The sequence below is a fragment of the Amycolatopsis sp. A133 genome, from assembly GCF_031082405.1.
GTDB lineage: Bacteria > Actinomycetota > Actinomycetes > Mycobacteriales > Pseudonocardiaceae > Amycolatopsis.
The window spans coordinates 184,381-205,793 of sequence record NZ_JAVHJU010000020.1 but is presented as its reverse complement, the minus strand read 5'-3'; the positions used below and the strand labels follow the sequence as shown (position 1 = coordinate 205,793).

Below are 21,413 nucleotides of genomic sequence, written 5' to 3'. Positions count from 1 at the left end.
CGTGAGGAGATGCCCTGCATCTGCGGGACCGACTTGGTCGTCGTGGCCAGTGTCCGGGCCGCCGCCCGGCCCAGGCTGGAGGGCACCTGCTCGGATTCCACCGGATCGGTGACAGTCACAACGAACCCCAATCACTGGTAGCGGGGATTGGTGGCGTGCCAGGTGAAGCCGCCGCCCATCCAGGAACGGACACCCACGAGGAACCGCTGCAGCTCCGGGGAGGGCACGGCCGCCAGCTCCCGGTGGCCGTCCTCGAACTCGTGGACCATCTTGTTGTGCAGTGCGACGGTGGCCTCGACCGCCTCGTCGAGCGAACAGCCGCGGTCGGCGGCGATCTGCAGCACCATGTTGCAGACCGGTTTTTCGTCGGCCGCGTCCTTGGCCACCGAGTGGAGGTCGTTGACCAGCACCGACGCCGTCCCCGCCCGCATCATCGCCTCGCGCACGCGCGGGTCGTAGTAGAACGGCGCGGCCAGTTCGTAGCCGCCGACGGCGTCGACGAGGGTCATCGAGGTGTAGAAGCTGTCGTGCTGACGGGCCGCCAGGTACTCCCACGCCGGCGGATAACGACCGGTGTGGCGCCACGCGGCGTAGGCGTCCCAGCTGACGAACATCGAGAACGTCGCGTAGCAGACGCGCTGCACGAGCACCGGGGAGCCGTGCCGGCCCAGGTGCTCGACGGCCGAGTGCAGCCCGACGAGGATCGGGTCGGCGCGCAACGCCTCGGCCAGGGGATCGGAGAATTCCCCGGCCGGGGCGACCGGGTCCATGGCCGCCATGACGAGCGCCAGCCGCGGCGGGAGCTCGGTCGGTGCCGCGCCGAGCGTGCTGTCGTCGGCGTAGTAGTCGTCGGCCGCCCACCAGACCGCGTTGAGCTGTGCTGCGACGAGCAACCGGTCCGGGTCGTCGCAGTCGGCGTGGGCGAGCATCGCCAGCCTGCCGAACCCCGCCCCGGCGATCTGCTCCAGGCCCTTGCCGGTGAACCCGCAGCCCTCCGCCCACGCGACCAGCCGCCGGTCGACCTCCGCCGCCAGCGTGTCGTCGATGCGGCCGGGCACGGGGCAGTACAACGGCGATGCGCTGCCGTCACCCCACGGCAGGTACGCGTACGCCGGGTCCTGCCCCGGCGCCGGCGCGAACTGGGTCGCGATCCGCGCCGCCGACGTCCCGAGCCCGAACAGCCCCGCGGGCCGCCCTCCGATCCACTGTGGACAAGCGGTCTTGGTGCTCTCCCCGGTCACCCCGCCCGCCTCAGACGCGGTCGGCGGCGATGAGCAGGTAGTGGAAACTGCCTTCGCGGTAGGCGGTCAGGAAGGGCTTTTCGACACCGGTGGCGACCGACGACTTCTCCCGCAGCTCCCAGTAGGGGATCGTCGCCGCGGTCAGGTCGACGACGTTGATCGGCACGAACCCGTTGGCGGCCAGCGCTTTGAAGTAGTCACCCCGGGCGTGGATGTTGCAGATGTAGTGCTGGTCGATCTGGCTCACCGCGCGCGACCGGCCGCCGGTCACGTCGTTGTAGCACCCGGTGATCGTCACGTACCGGCCGCCCGGCTTGAGCTGCCGCGCGTGCTCGGCGAACAGGTCGTTCAGGTCCACGTACATCGTGCTCTCGTTGTTCCAGATGCCCTGGAACACCCCGGATTCGAAGCCGGTGTCGAGCATGTTCCGCAGGTGGTAGCGGACCGAGCCGTCGATCCCGCGCTGCCGCACGTGCTCGTTGGCGAACCCGACCTGCTGCTCCGAAATGGAGATGCCGTCGACCTGGCAGCCGAACCGCAGGTGCGCCATGACGCTCGTGCCGCCCCGGCCGCAGCCGGCGTCGAGCAGCCGGTCCTCCGGCGCGATCGGGCCCAGGTGGTCGAGGAGGACGTCCGCCTGCGCGGTCTCGAGCCGGTGCATCTCCGCGATGATCGCTTCGTCACGGGTGGCGGCCGGCGTCTCGAGCACGGCCGGGTCGTAGTCGCCGAGGCCGTAGTGGTGGTGGTAGAGGCCGTCGACGTCGCCGAGCCGGAGGTTCACCGGATCCTTCTCCGCGTTCCAGTAGTCGGCGACCGACTGCTGGTACGCGGTCCGGGTCACGGGCTTCTCGAGAGCGGTCATCTATGGCACTCCTCGTTCGTTTCCTTGGCAGGCAAGTGTTTGTGCACGTGGCGCGGTGGTATTCCTGCACTGGAGACGCTAGTGGCGGGAGTTTCACAGGGACAAGGAGCTTCACTCGGGCTGGGACTTCGTGGCCCGTCCGGCCCAGCGGCGCTCGTGCCCGAGGTGGTGGTGACGGGAGTTCGGCCCCCCGTTCGAGATCGGTGACGACCCGACCGGATGACGGTGCGCAACGGACCGTGTCAGGCCTTCCGCCGCGGCCCGGCTGATGCGCACCGCGCTCACCGCGCGGGCCTGGGACCCTCCGTCGTGATCCCGGTGAGGAAGTGGCGCTGCGCCACGAAGAACACGATCAGCAGCGGCACAGTCGTGATGACGCTGCCGGCCAGCACGATCTCCCACCGCTGCTCGCCCGCCTGGCCGAACTGGTCGGACAGTGCCTTGAGCCCGCGCGGCAGCGTGTACAGCGCCGGGTCGCGCAGGTAGATCAGCGGCTTGAGCAGGTCCGACCAGCTGGCCTTGAGCTCGAACACAAAACTGACGATCAGCGCCGGCCGGCACAGCGGCACCGCGATGCGCCAGAACAGCGTCCAGTGGTTCGCGCCGTCGACGCGAGCGGCTTCGAACACCTCGCGCGGCAGGCCGAGGAAGAACTGGCGCAGCAGGAAGATGTAGAACGCGCTGCCGAACAGGTTGCCCGCCCACAGCGGCACCTGCGTGTGCGCCAGGCCGACGCTGTTCCAGATCAGGTACACCGGGATCATCGTGACCGCGGCGGGCAGCATCATCGTGGCCAGCACCAGACCGAACAGCGCGTTGCGGCCCGGGAAGCGGAAGTAGGCGAAGCCGAACGCCACCAGCGAACTCGTCAGCGTGACGGCCACGGCCGCCGCGAGCGACACCACGACGCTGTTGAGGAACCACGCCGCGACCGGCGCGGCCCGCCAGATCTCGACGTAGTTCTCCCAGGCCCAGGTCCGGGGGATCAGCAGGTTGTCGAAGACCTGCGCGCGCGGCTTCACCGACGCGCTCAGCAGCCAGAAGAACGGGTAGAGGAACAGCACGGTCGCCGCGGCCAGCGCCGTCCACCGGAGCGCGCGCCGCGCCGTCACCGGTCACCGCTTTCGTAGTGGACGAACCGGCGGCTCAGCCGCACCTGCACGAGCGTGATCGCCAGGATCACGACGAACAGCAGCCACGCCATCGCCGACGCGTACCCCAGGTGCAGGAACTCGAACGCCTGCTGGAACAGGTAGATCAGGTAGAACAGCGCCGCGTCGTTGCTGTAGGTCGCCGAGGCCGCGGAGCCGTAGAACGCGGTGTAGGCCTCGTCGAACGACTGCAGCGCCGCGATGGTCTGGACGATCAGGGTGAAGAAGAGCGCCCCGCTGATCATCGGCACGGTGATCCGCCGGAACCGCTGCCACGCCGACGCGCCGTCGAGCTCGGCGGCCTCGTACAGCTCCCGCGGCACGCCGCGCAGCGCGGCCAGGTAGATCACCACCGTGCTGCCCACCGACCACAGGTGCATGAGCACCAGCCCCGGCTTCACCCAGGGGCCGTCGGTGCTCCACTGTGGACCATCGATGCCGACCAGCCCCAGCACGGCGTTGACCAGCCCGGCCTGGCCGTTGAACAGGATGAGGAACAGCACGCCCACGGCGACCTTCGGGGTGATCTCGGGCAGGTAGAACACCGTGCGGAAGAAGCCGGCCGACCGGCCCGCCGCCCGCGTGAGCAGGGAGGCCAGTGCGAGCGAGACGGCCATCGTCGCGGGCACCGACATGACGGTGTAGACCAGCGTGTTGACCAGGCTCTTGCGCACGGCCGGGTCGTCGAGGAGCCGCTGGTAGTTGGCCCAGCCCACCGCGCCGGGTGAGCGCAGTGCGTCGTAGTCGGTGAAGGAGAGGACCAGGCTGGCGACCATCGGGACCGCCATGAAGATGACGAAGCCGATCATCCAAGGGGACAAGAAGGCGTACGCGGCCAGGGTTTCGCGGCGGCGCCGGTTCACCGGTGCGCCACCGCGGCGTCCAGCGCCCGCTGGGCTTCCTGCTGTGCCTGGCGCAGGGCGTCGGCGGGCTGCTGCTCGCCCGAGAGCACCCGGTTGACGGCGTTCTGCCAGGCCGTCTTGAACTCGGAGCCGGCCGGGGACGCGGGCATGGTGAAGGCGCTTTCCTGCGCCCGCAGCACCGTCTGCACGGCCGCGTCCAACGCGGGCCGGTCCTTCAGCTGCACGAGACCGCCGAAGATCTCCTGATCGGCGACGCGGTTGCCGGTGTAGACGCCGGTGAACGCCTTGCCGGCGGCTTTGCGCTTCTCCGCGCGGGCCTTGGCGGCGGCGACCCACGTCGGCGCGTCGGTCATGGTCTTGATCCAGGCGCAGGCCTGGTCTTTGTGGGTGCTGCCGGCGGGGATCACCCAGGCGCTGCCGGTGACCCAGTCGATCGGGGTGCCGGCGGTGTCGGTGAACGGCGCCGCGGAGACCCGGACGTCCGGCGAGTAGTTGGCGAGGACGTTGAGGTACCAGTCGTCCATCAGGGTGGCCGCCAGCTGGCCCTGCTTGAACGGGTTCTTCTCGCCGAAGAAGTCGAACGAATCGCGGAACGCCTTCACCGCGCTCCAGCCGCCCTGGGCGTCGATCAGCGATTTGGTGTACGTCACGGCTTCGGCCAGCCGCGGGTCGTCGAGGTGCGCGGTGCGGCCGTCGTCGCTGAGCATCTGCACGCCGTTGGCCTTGGCCCACAGCGGGAGGAACTCCGGGATCTTCGGGTCGAACCCGATGCGCGCCAGCCCGGAGCCCGTGCGGGCGGTCAGCTTCTGCCCGGCCGTCGCGAGCTTGCCCCGGTCGGCGGGGGAGACGTCCTGCGGCGTGAGCCCGCCCGCTTCCACGGCGGCGTCGTTCACCAGCAGGATCCGGTTGTCGTAGAACTCCGGGAGGCCGTAGACCTTGCCGTCGAGCGTGACTTCCTTCAGCGCGGCGGGCCGGTATTGGCCGACGTCGATGCGCTGCTTGGCGATGCAGTCGGTCAGCGGCTCGAGGGTGCCGCGGGCGGCGTAGGTGCCGAGCAGCTGCCGGTCGAGGTAGACGAGGTCCGGTGGTGTGTGCGAGGCGACGGCGGCCAGGAACTGCTGGGCGTCGAAGGCGCTGCCGCCGATCTTCACCGTCGCCGGCGCGATCGCCTTGCCCGCCAGGTCGGCCCGGGTGGTGGCGATCTCGTCGCCGAGGCCGAACCCCATCGTCGTCAGGGTGGCCGCGGCGCCGGTGTCACCGCCGCTGCCGACGCCACCGCACCCCGTGAGCAGCAGGACCACACCCGCACCGGCCAGAAGTTTCCGCACCATTGCGCACCCCTCCCAGAAGACCGGGGGAAGTACCCGTTCGAGTGAGGGGCCAAACCGGTGCGCTCACTGCGGTGCGGTGACCCAGGGGTTGGGCCGGCAGACGGCGCCGTCGGGCCGGACCTTCGAGGCGGCCCCGGGTTCGGCGCGGTTGAGGTTCGCGAGGTAGGTGTTGGAGAGCCCGAAGGTCTGCTGCATCATCACCGGCGCGGGCGCGCCGCCGGCCGGGCAGCCGACGTGGCCGAGGCCGAGGGCGTGCCCCATCTCGTGGTTGATCGCGTAGGCCCGGTAGCCGGTGAGGTCGCCGTCGTAGGAGTGGGCACCGCGGAGCCACCGGGCGAGGTTGACGACGATCCGGTGGTCGCGGACCAGGCGGCACGAAGACTCGAAGGGGATGGTGAAGCCGCAGAGGTCGGGGCGCCGGGCGGTGCCGGGGCTGGTCAGGCTGATCCGGACGTCCGCGGTGTCCGCGCTTTCGCTCAACCGCCGGAAGGTGACGGCGCCCAGCCCGGTCCAGCCGCGCGGGTCGGCGAGGATCGTGTCGACGTCCGCCGCGAACGCGGGAACGTCGACACCGTCTTCGACTTCGATGGTGTAGGTGAGGACTTTCTCGCCCGTACCGATGTCCGCCCCCGGCCCGGGAACGACGTGCCAGGTCCCGGCCCCGGTTTCGGTGACCGGAACGCCATCGGGCAGCGCGGCCGGTTCCGGAGCGGGGCGCGGAGCCGGAGTCGCGGTCGCAATCGCGGTCGTGGGCTGCGCCGAGGCGACCCCGGAGACCCGCCGCGGCTCGGCGGCTCGCGGGGTGAGGAGAAGCGCGAGAGCAAGGGCAACGGCGAAGACCAGCACGGCGGGCGGCCACCACGCGACCGCCGCCGCCTTGGGCGGCGGGGGTGGGGCGGGCAGGGGCGGTGGTTCGGGGATGGTGGCCGGTGCCCGCGGGACCCGGGGCGCCGGTGGACCCACGGAGAACGCGGGGGCGACCGAGATCGCCGGGGGTTTTCCGGCAGCGTGGGTGGAGAGGGGTGACCGGGGTGCCGGGGTGCTTGCGTCGGTGGAGGTCGAGGGCTTCGGCGTGACGGCCGGGGCCGGGGCTGCCTGGGAGGCCGGGGCGGGTGGCTCAGGTGTCGATGCTGGTGCGTCGGCAGGAGCCGCTGGAGTTGCCGAGGCTGCTTGAGCCGCCGGGACCGGAGCCTCAGCCCTGGCCGAGGTCGGTTCTGCCGATGCTGGTGCGTCGGCCGGAGCGGTGGGTGCCGCCGAGGCAGCTTGGGCCGCCGGGACCGGAGCCGCAGCTTCGGCCGAGTTTGGTGATTCCGGTGCCGATCCTGCCGGATTGCCCGGAGCCGCCGGGAAAGGTGCCAGCGAAGGCACAGCCTCGGATGAGGTCCGCGGCTCCGGCGCGGACACCGGGGCCGGAGCCGCCGGAGCAGCCAGCTGCGCCGCGCAGACCGGGATCGGCGCGGTCGGCGGGTCGGCCGGCACCACGGGAGCCGGCACCACGGGAGCCGGCACCACGGGAGCCGTCACCACCGGAGCCGGCGTCTCCGGAGCTGTCCGGACCGCCGGAGCCGCGGGCGCGGGTGCCGCCGGAACCGTCCGAGCCGCCGGTGCCGGGATCCGGGGCGACCTCGGTGCCTGAACCCCGCGGGGCGGTTCCGGGCGGCGCCGCGGCTGGGGCAGCCAGTCGACGCGGGCCAGGGGGTGTCGTTCAGTAGGCAAGGCTCACGCTCGCACACGCCGGCGCCACAGCGCCCTCGGACCGCGGGTACGACACCGTCGCCGGGTCGCCGTCGGAGGTGTAGCGGTGCCCGGCCGGCTTGCCCAGCTCGTCGAGCCAATGCGCCGACCCGTACGCCGCCTCCGCGCCCGCCGACTGGGAGCGGATCCGGGGGATCGATCCCGGCTCGAACTCGGCCGAACACGGTGACGGCGCCGGCCCGGCCCCCACCAGCAGCACGCCACCGTAGGAATAGCCCGGGCCCTGCAACGCCAGTTCCTCGCGCCGCGGGTGGCTGCCGAACGGCAACGCCAGCGTCGTCGGCTGGTAGCCCGGCACCGCCTTGCGGATCAGGGCGTCGCCCTCGGCGATCGCCGCCGTCGCCGCGCTCTCCGTGGCCTTGCGCAGGTTCGTGTGCTGCCGCGTGTGGTTGCCGATCTCGAAGTGGTGCTCGGCCAGCCAGCGCAGCGCCCGCCCGTCCGGGTCGCCGCCGAACGGGTGCTCGTTGACGTACACGCTGGCGACCGGCCGGAACCGCGGGTGCGCCGCGGCGACGTCCAGCAGGATCCGGACCGCCGTGCCCGGCGCCGGTTGTCCCTGCGGGGTCAGGCTGAACGTGCTCGGGTCGCCGTCGTCGAAGGTCAGGACCACCGGGTGCGCGCCCGCCGGCAGGTCGAGCCGCCTGCTGACCAGTTCCGCGGTGGTGACCGGGACGTAGTCCTCGGCCGCGAGCCGCTCGAGCTCCGCGGTGAAGTCGGCGGGCGTGCGGTCGTAGACCGACCGCGGCTGCGCGGCGAGGCGGTGGTACATGAGGACCGGCACCCGGCCGAGCTCGTCGGCGCCCACCTGCCGGGCCGCGGCGGCCGTGATGGGGACCGGCGCGGCGGACGGCGCCGGCTGCGACGGCACCGGGGGCGCCGGAGCCTCGGGCGCGGGACCGCCACAGGCTGCCACGGCGAGGAGGGCGGTGAACCCGGCACCGAACCGGAAAAGGCAACGCATGCCGGAAGTGTGCGTCCGGCCCGTGACGGGTGCGGGCCGGGCCACCGGGTCGGGTGATACCGGAATTGCCCGGCGCCACCCGGAAAAGCGCGTTTCCGCAGGCAGAGCGCCTGAGTCCGAAATGGACGCATGCACGATTCGGTGATCGTCGGGAAACGGGTTTGGTTAAGATCACCAATGGGTATTTCCCCGCGATGGTCCCGAAAAAGGCGGTCGCCGCCGAACGAAACTTCGATCGACGCCTGGTCCTCACCGCCGCTCTCGCGGGCTTCGCCACGAGCGCGTGCGGGGCGCTGCAGCGGGGGAGGGCGCTGGCCGTACCGGTCGTGGCATCCTCCACGGCCCCGCCGCCACCACCCCCGAACCCACTGGAGACCGGCATCCTCGTCGGCTACTGCGGAGCCCCGGGCGCGAAGGCGCTCGGCCGCATGACCGGTGACCTCGCGGAGGCGGGCCGCGCGCTGCGCCAGCGGATCGAAGCGTTCCCGCCGGGACGCCCGATCACCCCGGTCGTCGAGCTGATCGCCACCACCGTGCACCGCTCGCCCGGCGCGGACGGCATGTTCCGCAGCCGCTGCGAGGATTCGACCATCCGCGAGTACCTCGATGCCGCGCGGGCGCTGAACGGCCTGCTGCTGCTGAACATCCAGCCCGGCCGCGCCGACTTCCTGCCCGAGGTGCAGTCCTACGAACGCTGGCTCACCGAGCCCGACGTCGGCGTCGCGCTCGACCCCGAGTGGGCGGTGGAGCCCGGCGTCATCCCGGGGAAGAAGTTCGGCCGCACGACCGGCACCGAGCTCGACGAGGTCGCCCGCTACCTCGGGGGCCTGGCCGACGCACACCGCCTGCCCGCCAAGGTGATGATCTACCACCAGGTCGCCGCGTCCGTGGTGCGCGACGAGCAGCTGCTGCTCCCGCACCACGGGGTTTCGGTCGTCAAGGTCGTCGACGGCATCGGTTCGGCGGCCGCCAAGAAGGCGACGTGGAAGACGCTGATGACGACCATGCCCGACCACGTGCGGCCGGGGTTCAAGCTGTTCTTCGAGGAGGACACCCGTCGCGGCGCGGCCTTGATGAGCCCGGAGGAGGTCATGGCGCTGAACCCGGCGCCCGCCTACGTCGTCTACGAATAGCCTCGCAGCAGCGAAGAAGCCCGGTGCGGTTCACCGCACCGGGCTTCTTCGTGCCTGCTGTCGTTTCGCCGGCCGCGCAAGACGAAAGCCCGGCGCGGGAGGGGGCCGCGCCGGGCCGTCGCCGGCTTGTCCGTCCGGGGTTGCGGCCGGCCTAGCGGGCCGCGACGGGCAGCCCGCCGAGAAGGTCGTTCACGAGAGCGGAAAGGCTGATCAGAACTCGCTGGAGCAGCGCGTTGAGCAGGGCCGACACCGGCGGCAGCGACTGGCGGGACTCCAGCTGGGTGGCCAGTTCGTCGACGCCCTTGCGCGCTTCGGCGTTGTCCTTCTGCGCCGTGGCCGCGCTGTCCTTGGCCGCGGCTTGGATCGTGTACCGGTTGCCCTGGGCCAGATCCGTGAGCAGCGGGTCCAGCTTGCCCAGGGTGGCCTGCGTGCCGGACACGTCGCCGCTGTCCGCCCGCGACACCAGCTGGTCGCGCAGGCCCTGGACCTCGGCCGCCGCGCTCGTGGTGCTCGACGATCCGCTGCCACCGGGGCCGCCCGCCGTCGCCACACCCACCCCGGTCAGGGTCACCGCGGCCGCGGTGACGAACACCGTGATCGCTCGGGTCAGTGCACTTTTCATGTCGTACTCCTCCGGATTGTGCGATGCCGACTGCGATCATCGTGATCGCCGATCGGCGATAACGCGAGTGGATGCCCGCGCGTCGGCGAGGTGGCCGGTTTCGCACGGTGTACGGTCCGGCGGGTTGCCGCCGACAAACATCGACTTCGCGTGAAGCACGTGTTCAGCCGTTTTGCACTTCGGCTACATTCAGTGAGGTTGCCACTCTTTCGTGTTCGACGATTACCATGGATGGATGAATCGCTCCGCTTTTCTTCACCGAAGGTGCGATCGGTACCAGTTTCGGGTGAGACGGGACTTTCACCCGAACGTGAGGTTTCTGGAAACGTATGATGGGTAATCATGCCCGTTTGCCAGTGGGTCGGAACGCCACTCTTAAGTAGGTTACGATGCAAAAGCGCTTCTCGCGCAGGGGGCGTTTCGCTAATCTGACGGGCGGCCGCGGGGCCGGTGTTCCGGCCGCACCCGCGGTCTCCGCGGTCGCAGCGGTCTTCTCGGTCTTCTCGGTCTTCTCGGTGCCGAGACCCGAGAACTGGGCGCCATTCGGAGAGGAAACGCAGAACGTCCCGACGCCGACGGCGCCGGGACGTTCTGCGCGAAGAGGAGGGGGAGCCGCGGTGCGGGGCACCATGGTCACTCGGGCACCCGGTGGGGGCCGGGTGGAGGGTATCGGTGGTGCTCGAGCGTCCGGTGAGGACCGGGAGCGTGCTGGCGGCACGCTCTGCTGCGGCGGAGAGCCGACGGGCGCGATCCGTGCTGCTGCGAAATCCGGCGGAGGCCGGGGGTGCGGTGCCGTCGACGCTCCAGCGTCCGGTGAGGACCGGCTCGGTAGTGCCGGTGGGGACCAGGCATGCGCTACCGGCGGCCGTCAGGCGCCCGGCGGGTTCCGGCGCGGCTCGGCCGGCGGGTACGTGTTGGCCGGCGGGCTCGTCGGGGCGGCGGCCGGGGCGGCAGGGGCCGCCGGGTATCCCGCCATCGCGCCCGGCTTCGGGTCGCGGCGCACCAACCCCGCCAACCCCAGCAGCCCGACCAAGCCGAGCAGGCCCCACAGGCCGTTGTCGTCGTTGTCGTCCTGCGCGTTGTCGTGGTGCGTGCCGTCGTCGTCGGTCTGCTGGTGCCACGCCGGCGTCGCGAGGGCCGGTGCCGCCGATGCGGGCACCGCCCCCGTCAGCGCGATCGCCGCGGCCGCGACGCCGGTGCAGCAGAGATTCCTCGCCACCTTGTTCATCTCGGTTCTTCCTTCCGGTCGGGCAGTCGGTCTTCGACGGCGTACCCCCGTTGCCCGGGTTCACTCGCGCTGTCACGGAAACGAGCGAAGACGGCCGGACCCGGTTTCCGCCGCTTTTCCGGCCTTTGTAAGATGGCTTCCGGTTCGAGCCCGAGCCGTGCGAGGGCGCGCTGTGTGCGCACGTCCGCCTCCGGCCGTCCTCCCTTTTTTCGCGCAGCCGCGCATCCGAGCCGGGAAACACCGTCCACCGCCGTGGACCGGGGGAGGAATGAACACTGAACTCGTCGTCGCGCCGCTCGGCGCGACCTTCACACCACGCCTGATCTGCACCACCGGCGACCGCCTGATCCACCCGGCGGACGGCCGAAACGACCTCGCCAGGATCGTCGTGCGCTGGGCCCGCGCCTGGGTTCCCGAAACCTGGCCCGCCCGCCAGTACTTCGCCGCGCTGGGCATCGGCGACGACGAAAACCCTTGCTACCGCGACGAAGACGTCGCCGGGTGGCACCTCCTGCAGCCACGGCCGGACTCGCTCGCGTGGCGGGTGCGGTCGGGCGAGATCGACGTGACCACCGCGCTCACGGCCGAAGCCGAGGCCTGGCCCGGATAGGAAACCGACGCGAAAGAGCTCTGCGCCGTCACCACCGCGCAGGGCTCTTTCGCATACCCGGGTTCTTTCCCTTGCCTCGCAAGAGATATAGGGGGAGAGTGGGGAAAGAACCTGTCGCCGAACAGGATCGCAATTAACCCGATCGGACCACACTCGGCGCGGTCAGCGGCTTGCGGTACCCACACGATGGTGGCACGAAGTGGAAACACCGTCGCGGCATCAGTACGTTTCCCCCACACGGGACGAAAAACACACCTTCACTGCCGTCCCGTTCTCCGAAATTCACCGAGGAGCAAACCCATGCTGAAGAAGATCGGGTTCGTCACGGCCACCGCGGCGGCCGGGGCGTTCCTGGCCGGCGGCATCGCCGCGGCCGACACCCCGGACGGTCACCACCACGGGCACCACCACGGCCACCACTACGGCGGCTACGACCACACCGGCCAGGTCGGCCTCGTGAACCTGAACAACACCGACGTGCTGCACAACGTCGAGGCGGTGGTCGGTGTGTGCGACAACGAGATCAACGTGCTCGGCGTGCAGGTGCCGATCCACGACTCGCTCAACGGCATCGGCATCCCGGTCCTGTCGCCGGGCGAGCACGAGGCCAGCGGCGAGTCCCCGGAGAACTGCGCGTCGGGCGGCCTCGCCGACGGCGGCACGAGCCAGGGTCACTGATCTTCCGCGCCCGGACCGGCCTGCTGTGCGTGCGGAAGCCGGTCCGGGCGCGGAAATCCGGCCGCCGGCGACGACGTCGGCCGTGCCCGGAACAGGAACGAGCTGCACACTCCGGCTCCGCGTCCCGGCCACGCCGCGACGCCGGACGGCGCCGACCCGGGTGGGACGGGCGCACGACGCTGGAGAAGTGCGCCGGTCCCACCCGGCAGGAGCGCACCACAACGGACTTTTCCGGGCCCGGCGAACCGAAGCCGGGCCCGTTTCTTTCCCCCATCCCCCGCCGGATCGTCCGGTGGGTACCCAGAAGGAGTATTTTCCCCGTGATCAAGCAGCTCGGCTTCGTCGCCACCGCCCTCGCCGCCGGGATGGCGGTGCTCGGCGGGTCCGCGTCCGCGTCCGACGTCAGCGTCGCGGGCCACCCGGTCGACTCCAGCGACCAGTTCGGCCTGATCGGCAACGTGCAGAACCTCGACGCGGTGCACAACCTGAACGTGGTCGCCGGTGTCTGCGAGAACGACATCAACGTGCTCGGCGTCCAGGTCCCGATCCACGACTCGCTCAACGGCATCGGCATCCCGGTGCTCTCCCCGGGCGAGCACGAGGCCGAGGGCCAGAACCCGGAAAACTGCGCCGCCGGTGAAATCGCCGACGGCGGGACCGCTCAGGGCAACTGACCCTCCCGGTCGGACCGTCGCGTGGGGTGCGCCCCGCGCGGCGGTTTTTTCACGTCCGGTCGAGCCGGTGCACGGCCACTTCGCGCACGACGAGCAGCACCGCGGCCGCGACCGGCACCGCGACGAACGCGCCGACCACGCCGAGCAGTTCGAACCCGAGCAGCACCGCGACGACGGTGACCAGCGCCGGGATCCGGACCGCGCGGCCGACGATCTTCGGCAGCAGCACGTAGTCCTCCAGCAGCCGGTAGCCGACGAAGAAGCCCAATGTGGCGAGCCCGACCGGCATCGACACGGTGAGCGCGACGAGGCTCGTGCCGGCCCCCGCCGCCACCGAGCCGGCCACCGGCACCAGGTCCAGGACGGCGACGAGCACCGCGAGCACGAGCGAGTAGGGTACGCCGAACGCCGACAGCCAGACGAACGTCGCCACGCCCGCGATCAGCGACACCACGACGTTGCCGACGAGGTACGCCCCCACCTTCCGGAACACCGCGTCACCGATCAGGATCACCCGCGGCCGCCGCGAGCGCGGCGCCAGCCGGTAGAGCGCCGTGCGGATCCGCGGGAAGTCGGCGACGAAGTAGGTGGCCAGCACCACGACGATCGCGGCGTCACCCAGCAGCCCGGCGACCGACTTCGCCACGTCCGTCAGGTGGATCGACCGGACGGCGGCTTCGAGGCCGAAGGTTTCGTTGGCTCGGCCCAGCAGGGTGCCCGGGTCGCGCAACATGGTCAGGTAGCGCGGAGCGCCGTCCCGCAGCTGCGACGCCTGAGCGGCCACGGGGACGGCGGCCGCGGCGACGGCGCCACCGAGGACGGCCAGCCCGGTCACGACCACCACGGCGGCGGCGAGCGCGCGGGGCACCCGGCGCGCGAGGCGGGCGGTCACCGGTTCGAGCCCGACCGCGAGGAAGAACGCGATGCCGATCAGGAGCAGCACGTCGGAGGCCGCGAGGACGAGTTCGACGACCGCGACCGTGACGACCACCCCGGCCGCGGCGAGCATCCCGGTGAAGAACGGCGACCGGCGGTCGAGGGGTTTTCCCGGCGCACCCAACGGCTTCCGCTGCCGGGCCGCCGCGCCCTCGGCCTCGCCGACGGGGTGTCCGGCGCGGTAAGCCCCGCGGCCGCTCGTTGTGTGCATGAGACGGCGGCTACCCGGCGCGACCCGGGCAAATCCACCCGATCGGGGCGCGGGGGCAAGTCCACGCTTCCCGGTGACGGCGTCCGCCTGCCGTTGCCGGACCCTGCGGGGTGTCACCAAAATCGCCTATGAGCTTCAGGAGTCTCCTGCTCGGTCCCGTCATCGCCGTGGTGGCCGCCTTCGCGGTGTGCCCGGAAGCCGCGGCCGCCAGCGCGCCCCGGCTGCTGATCAACCAGGACTTCCCCGATCCGGACGTCGTCAAGACCGCCGCAGGGTACTTCGCGTTTTCGACGGGCACGGGGACGACGCGGATTCCGTTCGCCACTGCCCCGGCCCCGGAAGGACCTTGGCGCGTCACGGGTGACGCGCTCGCCGCCGTCCCCGCGTGGGCGAAGCCGGACGGCGGGTTCTGGGCACCGGACGTCACCCAGCTGGCGGACGGCACGTACGTGCTGTACTTCGCGGCCGCCCAGACGGCTGACGGCGAGATGTGCCTCGGCGCGGCGACGGGAAAGAAACCGGAAGGACCGTACACCCCGGCCGGCGACCGCCCGCTGGTGTGCGTGCCGGGAGACCACGGCGACATCGACCCGCAGACTTTCGTCGACGCGGACGGATCCCGTTACCTGCTCTACAAGAGCGACGGCGTGGCCACCGGGCCGCCGTCGGCGATCTGGGTGCAGAAGCTGAAGGCCGACGGACGCACGCTCGACGGCCCGCGCACCGAGCTGCTGCGGGCGGACCTCACGGCCGAGAAGGCGATCGTCGAGGCGCCTTCGGTGGTGAAGACGCCGTCCCGCTATGTGCTGTTCTACTCGGCCGACACGTTCCAGAGCACGGGCTACCACACGTGTTACGCGACCGCGCCGACGCTGGGCGGCGCCTTCGTGAAAGCCGACGCGCAATTCCTGTCGACCGACCTGCTCGGCGGCAAGGTGGACGCCCCGGGCGGCGCCGACGTGGTGGACGGCCACATCTTCTTCCACGGCTGGCTGGGCGGCGGCCGCATCGCCCGCGGCCTGTACGAGCTGCCGATCACGTTCCCGGGAGACGTGCCGAAGCTGGGCTGAAGTGTCACCCACCCGGGTAACGCTCCGGTTGGGCAGCGGGCGGCCGGATATCCGGGGGTGAGGAAACGGAGGAGCGACATGACGGTGTGGTGGGGATTGGCGGGCTTGCTCGGATTGCTGGGGTGCTGCGGGCTCCTCCGGAGCCACCGTGCCGTGGAGGACGACCCGCTGGCCCGCTACCCGGTGGCCCGCGAGCCGGCGACGCCGAACGCCGACGCCGCGCACACGCCGCTGATGACACCGGCGATCACACCGGAGATGCTGGCGCACCGGGGTGGTCCGGGTGGGACGCCGGGCCGCGCGGGGGAGCCGGCCGATCTGGGCGGTCCGGCCGGTCCGGCCGATCCGCCGCGGGAGGCTGCGGTGCCGGAGGCGGGGGTCATCGCGGGGGAGATCCCCGCTCCGCGGCCGGTGGAGGTGGGGGAAGGGGAGCAGCCGGGGGTTTCGGCGCCGGCGGAGGTTCCGGCGGTGTCGGAGGGTGGGGCGCAGCCGGTGATGTGGGAGCAGGCTTCGGCGCCGGCGGAGGTGCCGCGGTATGAGGCCCAGCCGGTGATGCCGGAGCAGGCTTCGGCGCCGGCTGAAGTTCCGGCGGTGTCGGAGGCTGGGGCGCAGCCGGTGATGCCGGAACAGGCCTCCGCGCCGGCCGAGGTTCCGCCGGTGCCGCGGGGTGAGGCGCAGCCGGTGGCCGGGAATGTCGCGCCGGAACAGGTTTACGCAGTGCCGCAAGGGCACCCCGTCGAGGGTCAAGGTTCGCAGCCACGAACCTCCGAGGTTCCGCAGCAGCCCAGGCATGCGGTTCAGCCGGCGGAAGCCGCCGCACCGGATTGGTTTGCCGAAGCGCCGCAACAGCACCCGGCCGGGGATGCGAGCGCCCAGCCGCAGGCCACCGGCGTTCCGCAGCAACCCAGGCATGCACGCCCTCCGGAGGCGGAAACCTCCGGTGTGCCCCAGCCGCGGCCGGAGACCGCGCCGCGCCGGGAATACGTTTCGCCGCCAGACGACTCGCGGCCGTCGAGGGTGCATGGGCTGGCCGGCAAGGCGAAGCGCCTTCTGCGGCGGGACTAACCCTTCAGGGCAGCGGTGCGCAGGTCCCGGCCACTTCGGCGAGCAGGTCCCCGTGCTCGTCGATGCGGTCGAGGACCTCGTCGGCCGTGAACGTCAAGTGGGTCACGTGGCGGCACGCCCGGACCTCGTCCCACGTCACCGGGGTGGAGACCGTCGGGTGGTCACGGCCGCGCAGGGAATACGGGGCCACCGTGGTCTTCGCCGGGTTGTTCTGGCTCCAGTCGATGAACACCCGGCCGGGGCGCTGCGCCTTCGCCATCACCGCCGTCACCGCTTCCGGTGTCTCGCGGGCCAGCCGCTGGGCGAGCCGCTTGGCGTAGGCCGACGGGGCCGCCGGGTCTTGCGTGCGGATTCCGCAGTACAGCTGCATCCCCTTCGACCCCGACGTCTTCGCGTACGGGGTCAGGCCGTCCGCGGTGAGGACCTCGTGCAGGCGCTCGGCCACCCGGCAGCACTCGACGATCGTCGTGCCCGGCCCCGGATCCAGGTCGAACACCAGCCGGTCCGGGGGCCGCCGGTCGCCCGACTGCACCGTCCACTGGGGAACGTGCAGCTCGAGCGCCGCCATGTTCGCCGCCCACACCAGGCCCGGGAGATCGTCCAGGAGCGGGTAGTCGATCGTGCCGCCGGTGCCGGCCAGGCGCACCGTGCGCAACCACGCCGGGGCGCCGTTCGGGACGTTCTTCTCGAACCACTTCTGGCCGTCGACGCCGTTCGGGTAGCAGATGAACGTCACCGGCCGCCCGGCGAGGTGCGGCAGCAGCACCGCCGCGACGCGGGAGTAGTAGTTGATCACCTCGCCCTTGGTGAACCCGTCCGCCGGGTACAGCACCTTGTCCAAATTGGACAGGGTGAGCCGCCGGTTCCCCGCCTGGACGGTGATCCGCTGCCCTGCCGGCTCGAGCGAAGGCGAGGGCGAGGGCGCAGGCGAAGACGGAGACGGAGACGAAGGCGGGACGGCGGGCTCGTGCGGAACCGCGCGCGGCGCCAGGACCTCCGCCGGGTCCTTGTCGTGGCGCAGGCCGCGCCAGGCGGTGTGGCGGACACGTCCGGCGCGGGTGAACTGGCGGTAGACGATCTCGCCCACCAGGCGCGGCTCGACCCAGCGGGCGCGGGCGGTGTCCTCCCGCGGCGGCGTCGTCACGAACGGGTGCGTCCGGCGCTCCATGGCCTGCAGCTGCGCCTGCAGGTCGGCGCGGGTGGCCTGGCTGAACCCGGTGCCGACGTCGCCGATGTACACGAGATCACCGGTGGCGGGGTCGTGCGCGCCCAGCAGGAGCCCGCCGAGCGTGCCGGTGAAGCTGCGCTGCCCGGGCCGCCAGCCGCAGACGATCACCTCCTGCGTCCGGATCAGCGGGTGCTTGAGCCACGAATCCGGCCGCTGCCCGGGCACATAGGCCGACGACCGCAGCTTTGCGACGACGCCCTCGTACCCGGCGGACGCGGCGTGGGCGAGGAAGTCTTCGGGTGTGCGGCGGTCGGCGGCGAGCTCGTCGAAGGTGACCGCGCGGACCACCGAAACGCGGTACGGGTCGGGCATCGGGAGCTCGTCCAGCAGCCGGCGGCGTTCGTCGTACGGTGTGGACAGGAGGCTCCGGTCCCCGAGCCGGAGGAGGTCGAAGGCCAGGAACCGGACCGGGGCGTCCTTGAACTCAAGGCCTTTCGGCCCGTTCTGGTGGCGGACGTAGTGGCCGCGGCGCTCCTGCATCCGCTCGAAGTCGATCCGGCCGTCTTCGCCGTAGACGACGACTTCGCCGTCGAGGTAGGCGGCGCGGCCGTCCAGCGCGGGGGCGAGCACGCCGGCGAGCTCGGCGAACTCCGCGGTGAAGTCGATGTTGTTGCGGCTGGTGAGCACGGTGGTGCCGTCCGGGGCGATCTGCATGGACGCCCGGTAGCCGTCCAGTTTGTACTCGTAGGCCCACTCCCGGCCGCTGCGCAGCCGTCCGCCGTCGGCCTTGGCGAGCATCGGCTCCACCCAGGCCGGGACGCGGGACGCCTCGTCTGCCGCCATCTCGGACCTCCGTCACCTCACGCGCCCAAGGTAACCCGTTCGGCCTAGTTTTGCTGGGTTTATGCAGGTGAACGTGGCCTGAACGCCTGTTCTCAGCCAGGCAGGAAGTCGTCGACGGCCCGGCGCAGCGTCGTGCGGACCTTCTCGGGCTCGTCGAGTTCGCCGCCGTGCAGGGCGCCGTCGCGCAGCAGGACGAGCACGCGCGCCGCGTGATCAGGCTCGGGGTGGCCGAGTGCGGCCGCCTGCTCGCGCAGGACGTCGAAGAACCACTTGCGGTGGTCGTCGATGACCGCGCGCACCCGGTTTTCGGGGTCGGGGTATTCGGCGGCGGCGTTGAGGAACTGGCAGCCACGGAAGTCTTCGCCGCAGGTGGCGTCGCCGACCACGGCCATCGTGTCGGCCAGTGCCTCGCGCGGCGGCTTGCCCGCCCGCGCCGCGGCGACGGCCGCGCGGATCTGCCGGCTGGTCGCGGTGAGGTAGGCGGCGACCAGGTCGTCCTTCGTGGGGTAGTGCCGGTAGAAGGTCGCCCGGGTCACGGCGGCCTCGGAGACCAGGCGTTCGACGCCGACGGCGTGAATGCCCTCGGCGTAGAAGAGCCGGGCGGCGGTCGCGAGCAGCCGGTCCTTCGGGTGCGGCTCGACAGTCCTCATCCCGGCAGCATAGAGAAAGACCGATCGTTCTGCCAGATCGGCTTCGTCACATTGCCACGGCGGCCCCTTTAAGCCAGGGTAGCTAGCAGAAAGACCGATCGTTCTCTCTGAAGGAGCCAGCCATGAGCAAGCCCACCATCGTCCTGGTCCACGGCGCGTTCGCCGACTCGTCCAGCTGGACCGGCGTGATCGCGAAGCTGCAGGAGCAGGGCTATCCGGTCGTGGCGGCGGCGAACCCGCTGCGCGGCGTCGAATCCGACGCGGCCTACGTGAAGGACGTCGTCGACAGCGTGGCCGGCCCGGTGGTCCTGGCCGGTCACTCCTACGGCGGCGCGCTGATCACCCGCGCGGCCACCGAGACGCCGAACGTCCGCGCGCTGGTCTACATCGCCGCGTTCCAGCCCGACGCGGGGGAGAGCGTGTTCGAGCTGTCCGGCCGCTACCCGGGCGCCAAGCTCGGCCCGGAGACCACGAACGTCCTGGAGCACAACGGCGAGCCCGAGCTGTCGATCAAGCCGGCGGACTTCGCCGAGGTCTTCGCCGCCGACGTGCCCGCGGCCACCGCGGCGGTCATGGCGGTGACCCAGCGGCCGGTCGCGCAGCAAGCGCTGGCCGCTCCGTTCGAGGGCACCCCGGCGTGGACGAAGCTGCCGTCGTGGACGCTGGTCGCCAACCAGGACAACGCGATCCCGGCCGCGGCGCAGGAGTTCATGGCCGAGCGCGCGTCGTCGACGGTCCGCCGGATCGACGCCTCGCACGCGGTCGCGGTGTCCCAGCCCGAGGTCGTCGCCGAGGTGATCCTCGCCGCGGCGGCGCACGTCGAGTGACTCAGCGGCACAGGGTGGTCGCCTCGTCCAGGCGGGACAGCTTTTCGGGGTTGCGCACGGCATAAAGCCCGGTGACGCGGCCGTCGTCGATGCGGACCGCCAGGACCGTGTCGGCCTCGCCGCCGCGACGGAGGATCAGCGCCGGGTAGCCGTTGACCTGGGCCGCCTCCAGCGTGCCGGCGGCGGCGAGGTGGCCCAGCCCGGCGGTCAGCAGGCGGGCCACGTCGCCGGCCCCGCAGACGGGGGAGAGCACCGCCGGCACGACCCCGCCGCCGTCGCCGAGGAACACGACGTCCGGGGCGAGGACGTCGAGCAGCTCCCGCAGGTCGCCCGTCTCGACGGCGCGCCGGAACGCTCCGAGGGCGTCCCGGGTCGCCGCCGGCGAGACGGCGCCGCGCGGACGGCGCGCGGCGACGTGGGAGCGGGCCCGGTGCGCGATCTGCCGGACGGCCGCGGGGTTCTTGCCGACGGCTTCGGCGATCTCCTCGTAACCCAGGTCGAACACCTCGCGCAGCACGAACACCGCCCGCTCGGCCGGGGTGAGCGTCTCCAGCACCAGCAGCATCGCCATCGACACGCTGTCGGCCAGCTCGGCGTCTTCGGCGACGTCGGGCGCGGTCAGCAGCGGCTCGGGCAGCCACGGCCCGACGTAGGACTCCTTGCGCCTGCCGAGCGCCCGCAGCCGCATCAGCGCCTGGCGGGTGGTGATCCGGACCAGGTACGCGCGCTGGTTCCGCACCACGGCGAGGTCCACGCCCGCCCAGCGCAGCCACGTCTCCTGCAGGACGTCTTCGGCGTCGGCGGCCGAGCCGAGCAGCTGGTAGGCGACGGTGAACAGCAGGGTGCGGTGGGCGAGGAAGGCTTCGGTGGCGGCATCGGCCATGGGGCGGCTCCTCCGGGTTCTCGGTGTCCCCTTCAGATGCCGGGCACCGCCGAGGTGTGACAGTGACCGTCGTCACCGGCCCCGGTTGTCACGGGGACCGGGGCCGCCGGCATCCCATGGTCGTCCGGAACGCCAGACCACGAACGAGGACGAAGCCATGGAAGCCCGTTTCACCCTGACCGACAACGAGATCGGCGCGAAGTTCGCCAAGCGGTTCGGCACCGCGAGCCTGGCGATCATCCAGTCACCGCTGGAGAAGGTCACCCAGGAAATGGTGTCGCTGCGCGTCAGCCAGATCAACGGCTGCGGCTGGTGCGTCGACATCCACACCAAGGAGCTCGCGGCCGCCGGGGAGAGCCCGGCCCGGATCAACCTGGTGGCCGCCTGGCGGGAGGCCACCGTGTTCACCGAGGCCGAGCAGGCCGCGCTGGCACTGGCCGAGGAAGGCACCCGGATCGCCGACGCCGCCCCGGGCGTCTCCGACGACACCTGGGCCCGCGTGCGGAAGCACTACGACGACGACCGGACCGCCGCGCTGGTCGCCCTGGTCGCGCAGATGAACTCGGCCAACCGGCTCGCGGTGATCGTCCACCAGAAGGGCGGCAGTTACGAGCCCGGGATGTCCGGCTGACGACGCCGGTTCGTGCTTCG

21 protein-coding genes are annotated in these 21,413 nt (G+C 71.6%); 8 read left to right on the top strand and 13 right to left on the bottom strand.

Annotated features, from left to right (window positions below):
• Nucleotides 1-131: 131 nt before the first annotated feature.
• The 7 genes from Q5425_RS17465 to Q5425_RS17435 all read right to left on the bottom strand — a co-directional run bounded on the left by Q5425_RS17465 (nt 132) and on the right by Q5425_RS17435 (nt 8,164).
• On the bottom strand, nt 132-1,241 hold the full coding sequence (locus Q5425_RS17465; protein WP_308673299.1) for a family 2 encapsulin nanocompartment cargo protein terpene cyclase: 1,110 nt from the start codon (nt 1,239-1,241) through the stop codon (nt 132-134).
• A 10-nt stretch (nt 1,242-1,251) separates the two neighbouring features.
• Nucleotides 1,252-2,103 (bottom strand): geranyl diphosphate 2-C-methyltransferase, encoded by an 852-nt coding sequence (locus Q5425_RS17460; protein ID WP_308673298.1) that lies wholly within the window; start codon nt 2,101-2,103, stop codon nt 1,252-1,254.
• 281 nt (nt 2,104-2,384) lie between these two features.
• Nucleotides 2,385-3,215 (bottom strand): carbohydrate ABC transporter permease, encoded by an 831-nt coding sequence (locus Q5425_RS17455; RefSeq protein ID WP_308673297.1) that lies wholly within the window; start codon nt 3,213-3,215, stop codon nt 2,385-2,387.
• On the bottom strand, nt 3,212-4,117 hold the full coding sequence (locus tag Q5425_RS17450) for a sugar ABC transporter permease (protein ID WP_308673296.1): 906 nt from the start codon (nt 4,115-4,117) through the stop codon (nt 3,212-3,214). The genes Q5425_RS17455 and Q5425_RS17450 overlap by 4 nt, the downstream gene beginning before the upstream one ends.
• Nucleotides 4,114-5,448: an extracellular solute-binding protein gene (locus Q5425_RS17445; RefSeq protein ID WP_308673295.1), complete on the bottom strand. Its 1,335-nt coding sequence runs from the start codon at nt 5,446-5,448 to the stop codon at nt 4,114-4,116. Before Q5425_RS17445 ends, Q5425_RS17450 begins: the two co-directional genes overlap by 4 nt.
• 63 nt (nt 5,449-5,511) lie before the next feature.
• A complete protein-coding gene (locus Q5425_RS17440; protein ID WP_308673294.1) occupies nt 5,512-6,411 on the bottom strand; it encodes a DUF3152 domain-containing protein in 900 nt (299 codons plus the stop codon).
• Nucleotides 6,412-7,153: 742 nt separating this feature from the next.
• Nucleotides 7,154-8,164, bottom strand: a complete 1,011-nt coding sequence (locus Q5425_RS17435; protein ID WP_308673293.1) for a polysaccharide deacetylase family protein — start codon at nt 8,162-8,164, stop codon at nt 7,154-7,156.
• Between the two features lie 194 nt (nt 8,165-8,358).
• On the opposite strand from Q5425_RS17435, the gene Q5425_RS17430 reads away from it, so the two are divergent.
• On the top strand, nt 8,359-9,297 hold the full coding sequence (locus Q5425_RS17430) for a hypothetical protein (protein WP_308673292.1): 939 nt from the start codon (nt 8,359-8,361) through the stop codon (nt 9,295-9,297).
• A 151-nt stretch (nt 9,298-9,448) separates the two neighbouring features.
• Here Q5425_RS17430 and Q5425_RS17425 read toward each other — a convergent pair whose 3' ends face one another.
• Nucleotides 9,449-9,919, bottom strand: coding sequence for a hypothetical protein (locus Q5425_RS17425; protein WP_308673291.1), 471 nt, complete (start codon nt 9,917-9,919; stop codon nt 9,449-9,451).
• An 868-nt stretch (nt 9,920-10,787) separates the two neighbouring features.
• The gene (locus tag Q5425_RS17420; protein WP_308673290.1) at nt 10,788-11,147 is read right to left on the bottom strand and encodes a WGxxGxxG family protein; all 360 of its coding nucleotides are present in this window, start codon (nt 11,145-11,147) and stop codon (nt 10,788-10,790) included.
• A gap of 268 nt (nt 11,148-11,415) precedes the next feature.
• On the opposite strand from Q5425_RS17420, the gene Q5425_RS17415 reads away from it, so the two are divergent.
• The 3 genes from Q5425_RS17415 (at nt 11,416) to Q5425_RS17405 (ending at nt 13,109) form a co-directional block, all read left to right on the top strand.
• Entirely contained in the window at nt 11,416-11,757 is a 342-nt protein-coding gene (locus Q5425_RS17415) for a hypothetical protein (protein WP_308673289.1), read from the top strand.
• A gap of 300 nt (nt 11,758-12,057) precedes the next feature.
• Nucleotides 12,058-12,435 carry a hypothetical protein gene (locus Q5425_RS17410; protein ID WP_308673288.1) on the top strand — a complete coding sequence of 126 codons (378 nt, stop codon included), beginning with the start codon at nt 12,058-12,060 and terminating at the stop codon, nt 12,433-12,435.
• Nucleotides 12,436-12,755: 320 nt separating this feature from the next.
• Nucleotides 12,756-13,109, top strand: a complete 354-nt coding sequence (locus Q5425_RS17405) for a hypothetical protein (protein ID WP_308673287.1) — start codon at nt 12,756-12,758, stop codon at nt 13,107-13,109.
• A gap of 49 nt (nt 13,110-13,158) precedes the next feature.
• Here Q5425_RS17405 and Q5425_RS17400 read toward each other — a convergent pair whose 3' ends face one another.
• Entirely contained in the window at nt 13,159-14,256 is a 1,098-nt protein-coding gene (locus Q5425_RS17400) for an AI-2E family transporter (protein WP_308673286.1), read from the bottom strand.
• Between the two features lie 128 nt (nt 14,257-14,384).
• On the opposite strand from Q5425_RS17400, the gene Q5425_RS17395 reads away from it, so the two are divergent.
• The gene (locus Q5425_RS17395; protein WP_308673285.1) at nt 14,385-15,326 is read left to right on the top strand and encodes a glycoside hydrolase family 43 protein; all 942 of its coding nucleotides are present in this window, start codon (nt 14,385-14,387) and stop codon (nt 15,324-15,326) included.
• Between the two features lie 78 nt (nt 15,327-15,404).
• Complete coding sequence (locus tag Q5425_RS17390) at nt 15,405-16,391, top strand: hypothetical protein (RefSeq protein WP_308673284.1); 987 nt, start codon at nt 15,405-15,407, stop codon at nt 16,389-16,391.
• A 4-nt stretch (nt 16,392-16,395) separates the two neighbouring features.
• Here Q5425_RS17390 and ligD read toward each other — a convergent pair whose 3' ends face one another.
• Both ligD and Q5425_RS17380 read right to left on the bottom strand, forming a co-directional pair.
• A complete protein-coding gene (gene ligD, locus Q5425_RS17385; RefSeq protein WP_308673283.1) occupies nt 16,396-18,402 on the bottom strand; it encodes a DNA ligase D in 2,007 nt (668 codons plus the stop codon).
• A gap of 92 nt (nt 18,403-18,494) precedes the next feature.
• On the bottom strand, nt 18,495-19,052 hold the full coding sequence (locus Q5425_RS17380) for a helix-turn-helix domain-containing protein (RefSeq protein ID WP_308673282.1): 558 nt from the start codon (nt 19,050-19,052) through the stop codon (nt 18,495-18,497).
• Nucleotides 19,053-19,174: 122 nt separating this feature from the next.
• On the opposite strand from Q5425_RS17380, the gene Q5425_RS17375 reads away from it, so the two are divergent.
• Nucleotides 19,175-19,879 carry an alpha/beta hydrolase gene (locus Q5425_RS17375; RefSeq protein WP_308673281.1) on the top strand — a complete coding sequence of 235 codons (705 nt, stop codon included), beginning with the start codon at nt 19,175-19,177 and terminating at the stop codon, nt 19,877-19,879.
• 1 nt (nt 19,880) lies between these two features.
• Here Q5425_RS17375 and Q5425_RS17370 read toward each other — a convergent pair whose 3' ends face one another.
• Nucleotides 19,881-20,762: an RNA polymerase sigma-70 factor gene (locus tag Q5425_RS17370; protein WP_308673280.1), complete on the bottom strand. Its 882-nt coding sequence runs from the start codon at nt 20,760-20,762 to the stop codon at nt 19,881-19,883.
• A 157-nt stretch (nt 20,763-20,919) separates the two neighbouring features.
• Between Q5425_RS17370 and Q5425_RS17365 the strand changes: the two genes are divergently transcribed.
• On the top strand, nt 20,920-21,393 hold the full coding sequence (locus Q5425_RS17365; protein ID WP_308673279.1) for a carboxymuconolactone decarboxylase family protein: 474 nt from the start codon (nt 20,920-20,922) through the stop codon (nt 21,391-21,393).
• Nucleotides 21,394-21,413 lie beyond the last annotated feature (20 nt).

Excerpts from the sequence above, each read along its gene's own strand:
- Q5425_RS17460 (WP_308673298.1), bottom strand. The coding sequence starts at position 2,103 with ATGACCGCTCTCGAGAAGCCCGTGACCCGGACCGCGTACCAGCAGTCG.
- Q5425_RS17445 (WP_308673295.1), bottom strand. The coding sequence starts at position 5,448 with ATGGTGCGGAAACTTCTGGCCGGTGCGGGTGTGGTCCTGCTGCTCACG.
- Q5425_RS17435 (WP_308673293.1), bottom strand. The coding sequence starts at position 8,164 with ATGCGTTGCCTTTTCCGGTTCGGTGCCGGGTTCACCGCCCTCCTCGCC.
- Q5425_RS17430 (WP_308673292.1), top strand. The coding sequence starts at position 8,359 with ATGGTCCCGAAAAAGGCGGTCGCCGCCGAACGAAACTTCGATCGACGC.
- Q5425_RS17425 (WP_308673291.1), bottom strand. The coding sequence starts at position 9,919 with ATGAAAAGTGCACTGACCCGAGCGATCACGGTGTTCGTCACCGCGGCC.
- Q5425_RS17420 (WP_308673290.1), bottom strand. The coding sequence starts at position 11,147 with ATGAACAAGGTGGCGAGGAATCTCTGCTGCACCGGCGTCGCGGCCGCG.
- Q5425_RS17415 (WP_308673289.1), top strand. The coding sequence starts at position 11,416 with ATGAACACTGAACTCGTCGTCGCGCCGCTCGGCGCGACCTTCACACCA.
- Q5425_RS17410 (WP_308673288.1), top strand. The coding sequence starts at position 12,058 with ATGCTGAAGAAGATCGGGTTCGTCACGGCCACCGCGGCGGCCGGGGCG.
- Q5425_RS17400 (WP_308673286.1), bottom strand. The coding sequence starts at position 14,256 with ATGCACACAACGAGCGGCCGCGGGGCTTACCGCGCCGGACACCCCGTC.
- Q5425_RS17395 (WP_308673285.1), top strand. The coding sequence starts at position 14,385 with ATGAGCTTCAGGAGTCTCCTGCTCGGTCCCGTCATCGCCGTGGTGGCC.
- Q5425_RS17390 (WP_308673284.1), top strand. The coding sequence starts at position 15,405 with ATGACGGTGTGGTGGGGATTGGCGGGCTTGCTCGGATTGCTGGGGTGC.
- ligD (WP_308673283.1), bottom strand. The coding sequence starts at position 18,402 with ATGGCGGCAGACGAGGCGTCCCGCGTCCCGGCCTGGGTGGAGCCGATG.
- Q5425_RS17380 (WP_308673282.1), bottom strand. The coding sequence starts at position 19,052 with ATGAGGACTGTCGAGCCGCACCCGAAGGACCGGCTGCTCGCGACCGCC.
- Q5425_RS17375 (WP_308673281.1), top strand. The coding sequence starts at position 19,175 with ATGAGCAAGCCCACCATCGTCCTGGTCCACGGCGCGTTCGCCGACTCG.
- Q5425_RS17370 (WP_308673280.1), bottom strand. The coding sequence starts at position 20,762 with ATGGCCGATGCCGCCACCGAAGCCTTCCTCGCCCACCGCACCCTGCTG.
- Q5425_RS17365 (WP_308673279.1), top strand. The coding sequence starts at position 20,920 with ATGGAAGCCCGTTTCACCCTGACCGACAACGAGATCGGCGCGAAGTTC.